Raw genomic sequence first — 6,965 nt, 5'->3', positions numbered from 1 at the left:
AGCAACCACTCCGGGGGGGGCGGCGGGCCGGCGGGCCCCGCCGCCGCCAGACCCGGGGCCAGAAGCACTGGTGCGATCACCCCGGACAGCAACCAGCCACGGCGGCGGCGAGGGTGGCACTCCTTCCCGCCAGCGTCGATCACGACCGCGGCGGCGTGCCAGGGCCGCTGGAGCCATCGCGGGAGGCTCCGGCCACCATCGCGCTGGTGCGGGCCAGGCAGCCGATCGAGAAACAGATGGCCCCACTGCCGAACAGCCCCCAGTCCCAGCGGAGGCTGGTGTCCCGTTGCCGCAGTGCCAGCAGCACCACCAGAGCCGCCGCCAGCCAGGGCAGGGTGACCACCAGGAGCAACCGGTTCGGGAGCATCGGGCAGGGGATCAGCGGGAGGTGAGACGTTCGAGCATCCGGCGCTCCTCGGCCAGGCGCTGATTGGCCCGGGCCAGCTCCCAGGAGAGCTTGGCCACACAGCCGATCGAGAAGCAGATCATCGCGCTTCCCACCAGGCCCCAGCCATGGGGGTGGAGGCTTTCGTCGTCGGCGCGAAGCAGACGCACGGCCAGGACCGCCACAAGACTGGAGGCGGCCCAGGGGCCATACACCCAGAAGCGGAGCGACGCGGGCATGGGCTCAGTCGAGGGCCGCCTCGATCAGGTCGGCGATCAGCAGATTGTCGAGCGACAGGGCACCGCCGCCGCCGCAGATCAGAACCAGGGCCATCACCACATAGACGGCGGCCTTCTCCCAGCTGGGCGGCTCCCCCACCCCCCCGGGCCCGGCGTAGTCGCCGGGAGGAATCTGGTAGGGATCCGGGGCGATGAAGGGCGTGCCCTTGGCGATCTCCAGCACCATCGCGTAGGCCATTGAAACCAGGATGGCGAGGGCCGCCAGGGGCGTGAACAGCCCCGGCAGCAGGGCGATGCCCGAGCCCCACATCGAGAAGGCGGAGAGGAAGCAGAGCCACACCGGCGTGTTCAGCGCTCGCGCCCAGGTATCGAGATGGCGAAGCTTGGGCCAGCCGTGGCGGATGAAGGCCACCCCCAGGAAAAGGCGCAGCAGCAACAGGGCCCAGGGCAACAAGCCGGAATCCCCCGCCAGCCAAACAGCAGCGGTGGCGAGCCAGGCCGGCAGGGCCACCGGCAGCCATTCAAGGATGGTGAGCTCCATGGCGCTCAGGGAGTGGCCCGGATCTGCTGCCACCGTAGGGAGAACCCGCTCACCCTGCAGGCTCTGGGCTGCTTTCCGCTGCGTTGGAGGCCTTCCCCTGCGCCTCCCGCCGCTCCAGCCCCACCTCCACCTGCAGGTGCTGATTGGCGCGGCCGGTGATCAGCAGGGAGGCGCGCTCACGGGTGGCGATCTGCCAGAGCCATTTGGTGAGCAGGGTCAGCCGGTTCTCGCTATCCGGCATGAAGGCCAGGTGGGCCAGGCCCCAGAGCAGCCAACCGATGGGGCCGCTCACCCGCAGACCGCGCAGGTCGGCCACGGCGTTGAAGGGCCCCAGCACCGCCATGCTGCCCAGATCCAGCCACTGGAACGGGGCCTTGCGACTGCCGCGGCTGATCGCCAGCAGATCGCGGGCCACCCAGCCGCCCATCTGCACAGCGGGGCCGGCCATGCCTGGTAGCGGCTTGCCATCGGCGGTGTGGCTGTAGGAGCAGAGATCTCCCACCACACGGATCTGCGGGTGTCCCGGCACGGAGAAATCCGGCTCCACCACCACCCGGCCGCCCCGATCCACCGGGCAGCCACAGCGTTCCGCCAACAGCCGGCCCAGGTGGGAGGCGCGCACACCGGCGGTCCAGCAGATCGTGGCCGCCTCAAGGGTCTGCTCGCCGGCGGCCGTGCCCACCACCACCCGGTCCGCCTCGATCTTCTGCACCCGCCCGCCCAGCAGCAGCTCGACCCCCACGCTGCGCAGGTAGTCGCCCGCCTTGCTCGACAGGCTCGGATGCATGGCCCGCAGCAGCCGATCGCCGGGATCCACCAGGGTGACGCGGGTGTCGGCCGGATCGAGCTGGCGGAAATCCCGGGCGATCGCATGGCCCATCAGCGCGATCACAGAGCCAGCCAGTTCGCAGCCGCTGGGACCGCCGCCGATCACCACCACAGACTGCAACAGGCGGCGGCGCTCCGGATCGGGGGTCTGCTCCGCCTCCTCCATGGCCTCCAGCAGGCGACGGCGGATCTCATCGGCGTGCTCGAGGATCTTCATCGGCGGCGCCAGTGGGCGCCACTCCTCATGGCCGAAGTAGGTGCTGCCCGATCCGGCGGCCAGGATGAGGTGGTCGTAGCGGTAGCGGCGATCGTTGAACACCACCTCCTGCGCCACCGGATCGAGATCCACCACCTCCCCCAGCAGCACCTGCACGTTGGGGGCCTGCCCGACCATCTGCCGCAGCGGTGAGGCCACATCAGCCTCGGACACCAGGCCCGTGGCCACCTGATACAGCAGTGGCTGGAACAGGTTGAAGTTGCGCTTGTCGATCAGCGTGACCCGCACCGGCTGGCGGGCCAGCACGTGGGCCGCCTTGAGACCGGCGAAGCCTCCACCCACGATCACCACGTGCGGGCAATCCTTGAGACTGGCGTCGGCGGGCTCGAGTTCCAGGAAGAAGCGTTCCTTCACCATCGACGCACAGCCACTGGGCGCAACCTATTCACGCCATCCGGATCAGTCTGTTCCATGTCACCGGCTGCGGTCAGGCGACGCAGTGACAAGCGGCGCAGCATTGGAGCGGATGCAACGGTCGAGCGGGGTAACCGGTCGAGCAGCGAATCCTTGGCCATGCTGGGGCCGTCCTCTCCTGTTCCGCCATGACCCTGGCCGCCCTGCGCTCCTTCACCGCCCGCCTCGCCGCTGACCCTGCCCTGCGGGACAAGGTGCACGCCGCCAACGGTCTCGACGAGGTGGTGGCGATCGCTGCGGAACAGGGCGACACGATCTCCAAGACCACGTTGCTACGGGAGCAGGCCCGCGCCGTGGCCGAGACCCCCGATCACCACCTTGAGGGCATCAACAGCTGGGCTGATGCCCTGATGGTGTGCTTCGGCGCCACCGACAAAGACTGACGCCCTGAATCAGGCGATCGCCGCGAAGCACTCGCGGAACGCGGCGATCGTGGCGTCGATGTCGGCGTCGCTGTGGGCCAAGGAGGTGAAGCCGGCCTCGAAGGCGCTGGGGGCCAGGTAGAAGCCCCGCTCGAGCATGGCGCGGTGCAGCTTGCCGAAGCGCACCGTGTCGGCGGCCTTGGCGTCTTCGAAATTGCGCACCGGCCCCTCACAGAGGAAGAAGCCGAACATGGCGCTGATCGATCCACCGGTGATCGGCAGCCCGGCATCGCGGGCGCCCTGCTGAATGCCGTCCGAGAGGCGCTTGGTGATCGTCTCGAGCCGCTCGTAGGTGCCGGGTTGCTTGAGCAGCTCCAGGGTCTTGATGCCGGCGGTCATCGCCAGGGGGTTGCCGCTGAGAGTGCCGGCCTGATACATCGGACCGGCTGGGGCCACCATCGCCATGATGTCGGCCCGGCCGCCATAGGCACCCACCGGCAGGCCACCGCCGATCACCTTGCCCATCGTGGTGAGATCGGGGGTGACGCCGAACCGGGCCTGGGCGCCGCCGTAGCTGATCCGGAAGCCGGTCATCACCTCATCGAACACCAGAAGCGCGCCGTGCTCCTTGGTGAGTTCGCGCAGGCCCTCGAGGAAGCCTGGCTCGGGGGTGATGAAGCCGGCGTTGCCCACCACCGGCTCCAGGATCACGCCGGCGATCTCGCCGGCATTGGCGGCGAACAGCTGCTTCACCGCCTCCAGGTCGTTGTAGGGAGCGGTGAGGGTGTTGGCGGTGGTGCTGCGCGGCACCCCGGGGGAATCGGGCAGGCCGAGGGTGGCCACACCGGAACCGGCCTTGACCAGGAACATGTCCGCGTGGCCGTGATAACAGCCTTCGAACTTGATGATCTTCTCGCGGCCGGTGAAGGCCCGGATCAGGCGCAGCACCGACATGCAGGCCTCGGTGCCGCTGTTCACGAAGCGCACCATCTCGACCGACGGCACGGCCTCGATCACCATCTCCGCCAGCTGGTTCTCCAGGGCGCAGGGGGCACCGAAGCTGGTGCCCTTGTCAAGAGCCTCGTGCAGGGCAGCGATCACCTCGGTATGGGCGTGGCCACAGATCGCCGGACCCCAGCTGCCGATGTAATCGACATAGCGGTTGCCGTCCACATCCCAGGCGTAGGCGCCCTTGACCCGATCGAAGAAAATCGGCTGGCCGCCGACCGAGCGGAAGGCCCGCACCGGCGAACTGACACCGCCGGGCATCAGCGTCTGGGCGGCGGCGAAGAGCTCCTCCGAACGGGTGGTGTTCAGGGCCGGAGCCGATGCTGGAGCCGTGGTGGAGGCCGAGGTCAAGGCGGAGTCCGAAAACGGTGGAAGAATCCAGCGGACAGGAGCGATCTGGTGGCGCTTCTCTGAGGAAGCTGCCACGGGTCGTGTTCCCCGACACCGCAGGAATGACCCCCATCCTGACCCAGAACGGAACCCCCGCGTGCAGCCTCGGTAAGTTCTTGGTGGCTGACAGGGGCGTGTGACGATCGACTGGGCCGCTCTGGAACGGCAATGCCGCCGCATCCTGCCGGCGCGAGCGGTGGTGGCACAGCGCCAGGAACTCCTGGCTTACGACAGCGACGGGCTCACCCTGCATCGCCACCAGCCACCCCTGGTGGTGCTGCCCGAGACCACCGAGCAGGTGGCGGCGCTGCTGCGCCTCTGCGACCAGGGGCAGATCCCCTTCGTGGCCCGGGGCAGTGGCACCGGCCTCTCCGGCGGTGCCGTGGCTGAACAGGAGGCGCTGGTGGTGGCCACCAGCCGCATGCGCTCGATCCTGCAGGTGGACCTCGACAACCGCCAGGTGACCGTGCAGCCGGGTGTGATCAACAGCTGGGTGACCCGGGCCGTGGCCGGAGACGGCTTCTATTACGCCCCCGATCCCTCCAGTCAGGTGGTCTGCTCGATCGGCGGCAACGTGGCCGAGAACTCCGGCGGGGTGCACTGTCTCAAATACGGCGTCACCAGCAACCACGTGCTGGCTCTGGAGGTGGTGCTGCCGGACGGCACGATCACCCGCCTGGGGGGTGACCTGGCCGAACAGCCCGAACTCGACCTGCGCGGCGCCTTCATCGGCAGTGAAGGCACCCTCGGCATCGCCACGGCCATCACCCTGAGGCTGCTACGCGCTCCCCAGAGCGTGGCCGTGCTCCTGGCCGACTTCGCCTCGATGGAGGCGGCGGGGGAGGCGGTCCGCCTGGTCACAGCGGCCGGTGTGCTGCCGGCCGGCATGGAAATCATGGACAACTTCACGGTCAACGCCGTGGACGATCTGTTCGGCCGCGATGAATACCCGCGCGATGCGGCGGCTGTGCTGCTGGTCGAACTCGATGGCCAGGAACGGGAGGTGAGCGCGGCGGTCGAGCTGGCCGGCTCGCTCTGCCGCCAGGCCGGCGCCCGCACGATCCGCCAGGCCACCGATGAGGCCGACAGGGCCCTGCTCTGGAAGGGCCGCAAGAGTGCTTTTGCAGCAGTGGGCCGGATCACCCCCACCTATTACGTGCAGGACGGCGTGGTGCCGCGCAGTGCCCTGCCCTCGGTGCTGGCGGCGATCGAGCGGCTGGCGCGCCAGTACGGGCTGCCGGTGGCCAACGTGTTCCACGCCGGCGACGGCAACCTCCATCCTCTGATCCTTTACCGGGCCGACGAACCTGGCGTGAGCGACCGGGTGCAACAGCTCGGAGCCGACATCCTGCGCCTCTGCATCGAGGCCGGCGGCAGCATCACCGGCGAGCACGGCGTCGGCAACGACAAGCGCTGCTATCTCGACTGGATGTTCGCCCCCGACGATCTGGCCACCATGCAACTGGTGCGCCGTGCCTTCGATCCCCAGGGCCTCGCCAATCCCGGCAAGATCTTTCCCACCCCCCGCAGCTGCGGTGAATCGATGCGCCGCCAGGTGCACCTGCAGCAGCAAGGTGTGACGCTGCCGGTGGCCGCCTTCTGATCGGGGTGCCACAGTCAGCCGTTCGGTGGCTGGGCCTCAGGCGGCTGGGGTAGAGCTGAGGTCAGAAGAGGGGGGCATCGGGGGTGCCGATCGGGGAGGGAGCGCGGGGGCGCGAAGGCTGCTCAGGAAGCGTCGCCAGCAGGGCTGAGATCGCCAGCAGGGCGATCAGAGCCCACCAGCGCCGACTCAGGTTGCGTCGTGGCAGGCGCGGCAACAACCGCATCCAGCCGCGACGCCGGCGGCGGTGCTGCTCCAGCTCCACCACCGTGCCAGTGAGGGGGCGGCCGCAACGGCCACACACCATGCGGCCAGCCAGACTGCGATCGGCGCGTACCGCCCAGCTGCCGCAGGAAGGACAGGCCATGGGTGCCCTGGTTCGATGCTGCGTCGGTCTTAACCAGCAAACCACGGCCCCGTGATCGAACCGCTGCCGCTCACTGTCCTGCCGCTCGCAGAACTGCCATCGCTGCCCGACGGCCTGCCCCTGGCGGTGGTGGGCCATGTGGAGATGGTGAGCTTCCTGGGAGTGACGCGATGGCCGCGTCCCGGACTGATTCAGCACGCCAACGCCTTCGCAGAGGAACCCGCCGGCGGAGGGGCCGTGGTGGCGGTGCAGCTGGCCCGCCTCACCGGAGCCCGCGTGCCCTTCTTCACCGCCCTCGGACGCGATCGAATCGGCCAGCAGGCTGCCGAACGGCTCGAAGCCCTGGGACTGGAGTTGCATGTGGCCTGGCGCGATGCCCCCACCCGCCGGGGCGTGAGCTTCACCGATGCCAGCGGGGAGCGCGGCATCTGCGTGATCGGCGAGCGACTCGCCCCCCAGGCCAGCGATCCCCTGCCCTGGGAGCGGCTGGCGGCGATGCGGGGCGTGTTCGTCACCGCAGCCGATCCGGAGGCCCTGCGCCTGGCTCGCCGGGC

The 6,965-nt window shown here is 69.3% G+C and carries 9 protein-coding genes; 3 read left to right on the top strand and 6 right to left on the bottom strand.

All coding sequences use genetic code 11. From position 1 onward, the window contains the following. Positions 1-139: 139 nt before the first annotated feature. From VB716_RS14520 to VB716_RS14505, 4 genes are read right to left on the bottom strand one after another with little or no spacing between them, the layout of a single operon-like run. Positions 140-367 (bottom strand): hypothetical protein, encoded by a 228-nt coding sequence (locus tag VB716_RS14520; RefSeq protein WP_197156446.1) that lies wholly within the window; start codon positions 365-367, stop codon positions 140-142. Between the two features lie 11 nt (positions 368-378). Then, a complete protein-coding gene (locus tag VB716_RS14515; RefSeq protein ID WP_197156448.1) occupies positions 379-624 on the bottom strand; it encodes a hypothetical protein in 246 nt (81 codons plus the stop codon). Between the two features lie 4 nt (positions 625-628). Then, positions 629-1,165 carry a DoxX family protein gene (locus VB716_RS14510; RefSeq protein WP_322758570.1) on the bottom strand — a complete coding sequence of 179 codons (537 nt, stop codon included), beginning with the start codon at positions 1,163-1,165 and terminating at the stop codon, positions 629-631. 49 nt (positions 1,166-1,214) lie between these two features. Beyond that, positions 1,215-2,627: an NAD(P)/FAD-dependent oxidoreductase gene (locus VB716_RS14505; RefSeq protein ID WP_323270855.1), complete on the bottom strand. Its 1,413-nt coding sequence runs from the start codon at positions 2,625-2,627 to the stop codon at positions 1,215-1,217. A 185-nt stretch (positions 2,628-2,812) separates the two neighbouring features. Here VB716_RS14505 and VB716_RS14500 point away from each other — a divergent pair, with 185 nt between their 5' ends. Then, positions 2,813-3,067 carry a Nif11-like leader peptide family natural product precursor gene (locus VB716_RS14500; RefSeq protein WP_197170480.1) on the top strand — a complete coding sequence of 85 codons (255 nt, stop codon included), beginning with the start codon at positions 2,813-2,815 and terminating at the stop codon, positions 3,065-3,067. Between the two features lie 9 nt (positions 3,068-3,076). Here VB716_RS14500 and hemL read toward each other — a convergent pair whose 3' ends face one another. Continuing rightward, positions 3,077-4,363, bottom strand: a complete 1,287-nt coding sequence (hemL, locus tag VB716_RS14495; RefSeq protein WP_323270857.1) for a glutamate-1-semialdehyde 2,1-aminomutase — start codon at positions 4,361-4,363, stop codon at positions 3,077-3,079. 217 nt (positions 4,364-4,580) lie between these two features. Between hemL and VB716_RS14490 the strand changes: the two genes are divergently transcribed. Further along, a complete protein-coding gene (locus tag VB716_RS14490) occupies positions 4,581-6,047 on the top strand; it encodes an FAD-linked oxidase C-terminal domain-containing protein (RefSeq protein WP_323247748.1) in 1,467 nt (488 codons plus the stop codon). Between the two features lie 61 nt (positions 6,048-6,108). Here the strand turns inward: VB716_RS14490 and VB716_RS14485 are convergent, their stop codons facing one another. Next, the gene (locus VB716_RS14485; protein ID WP_197156456.1) at positions 6,109-6,411 is read right to left on the bottom strand and encodes a hypothetical protein; all 303 of its coding nucleotides are present in this window, start codon (positions 6,409-6,411) and stop codon (positions 6,109-6,111) included. 93 nt (positions 6,412-6,504) lie between these two features. On the opposite strand from VB716_RS14485, the gene VB716_RS14480 reads away from it, so the two are divergent. After that, on the top strand, positions 6,505-6,965 hold a 461-nt coding region (locus tag VB716_RS14480), incomplete at its 3' end, for a PfkB family carbohydrate kinase (protein ID WP_416238122.1).

Origin of the sequence: Synechococcus sp. CCY9201, from assembly GCF_034931105.1 — a bacterium.
Lineage (GTDB): Bacteria > Cyanobacteriota > Cyanobacteriia > PCC-6307 > Cyanobiaceae > CBW1002.
This window is presented reverse-complemented; position numbering and strand designations above follow the sequence as displayed.

Coding starts and splice junctions, on each gene's coding strand:
- VB716_RS14505 (WP_323270855.1), bottom strand. CDS start 2,627: ATGGTGAAGGAACGCTTCTTCCTGGAACTCGAGCCCGCCGACGCCAGT.
- VB716_RS14520 (WP_197156446.1), bottom strand. CDS start 367: ATGCTCCCGAACCGGTTGCTCCTGGTGGTCACCCTGCCCTGGCTGGCG.
- VB716_RS14515 (WP_197156448.1), bottom strand. CDS start 624: ATGCCCGCGTCGCTCCGCTTCTGGGTGTATGGCCCCTGGGCCGCCTCC.
- VB716_RS14500 (WP_197170480.1), top strand. CDS start 2,813: ATGACCCTGGCCGCCCTGCGCTCCTTCACCGCCCGCCTCGCCGCTGAC.
- VB716_RS14510 (WP_322758570.1), bottom strand. CDS start 1,165: ATGGAGCTCACCATCCTTGAATGGCTGCCGGTGGCCCTGCCGGCCTGG.
- VB716_RS14485 (WP_197156456.1), bottom strand. CDS start 6,411: ATGGCCTGTCCTTCCTGCGGCAGCTGGGCGGTACGCGCCGATCGCAGT.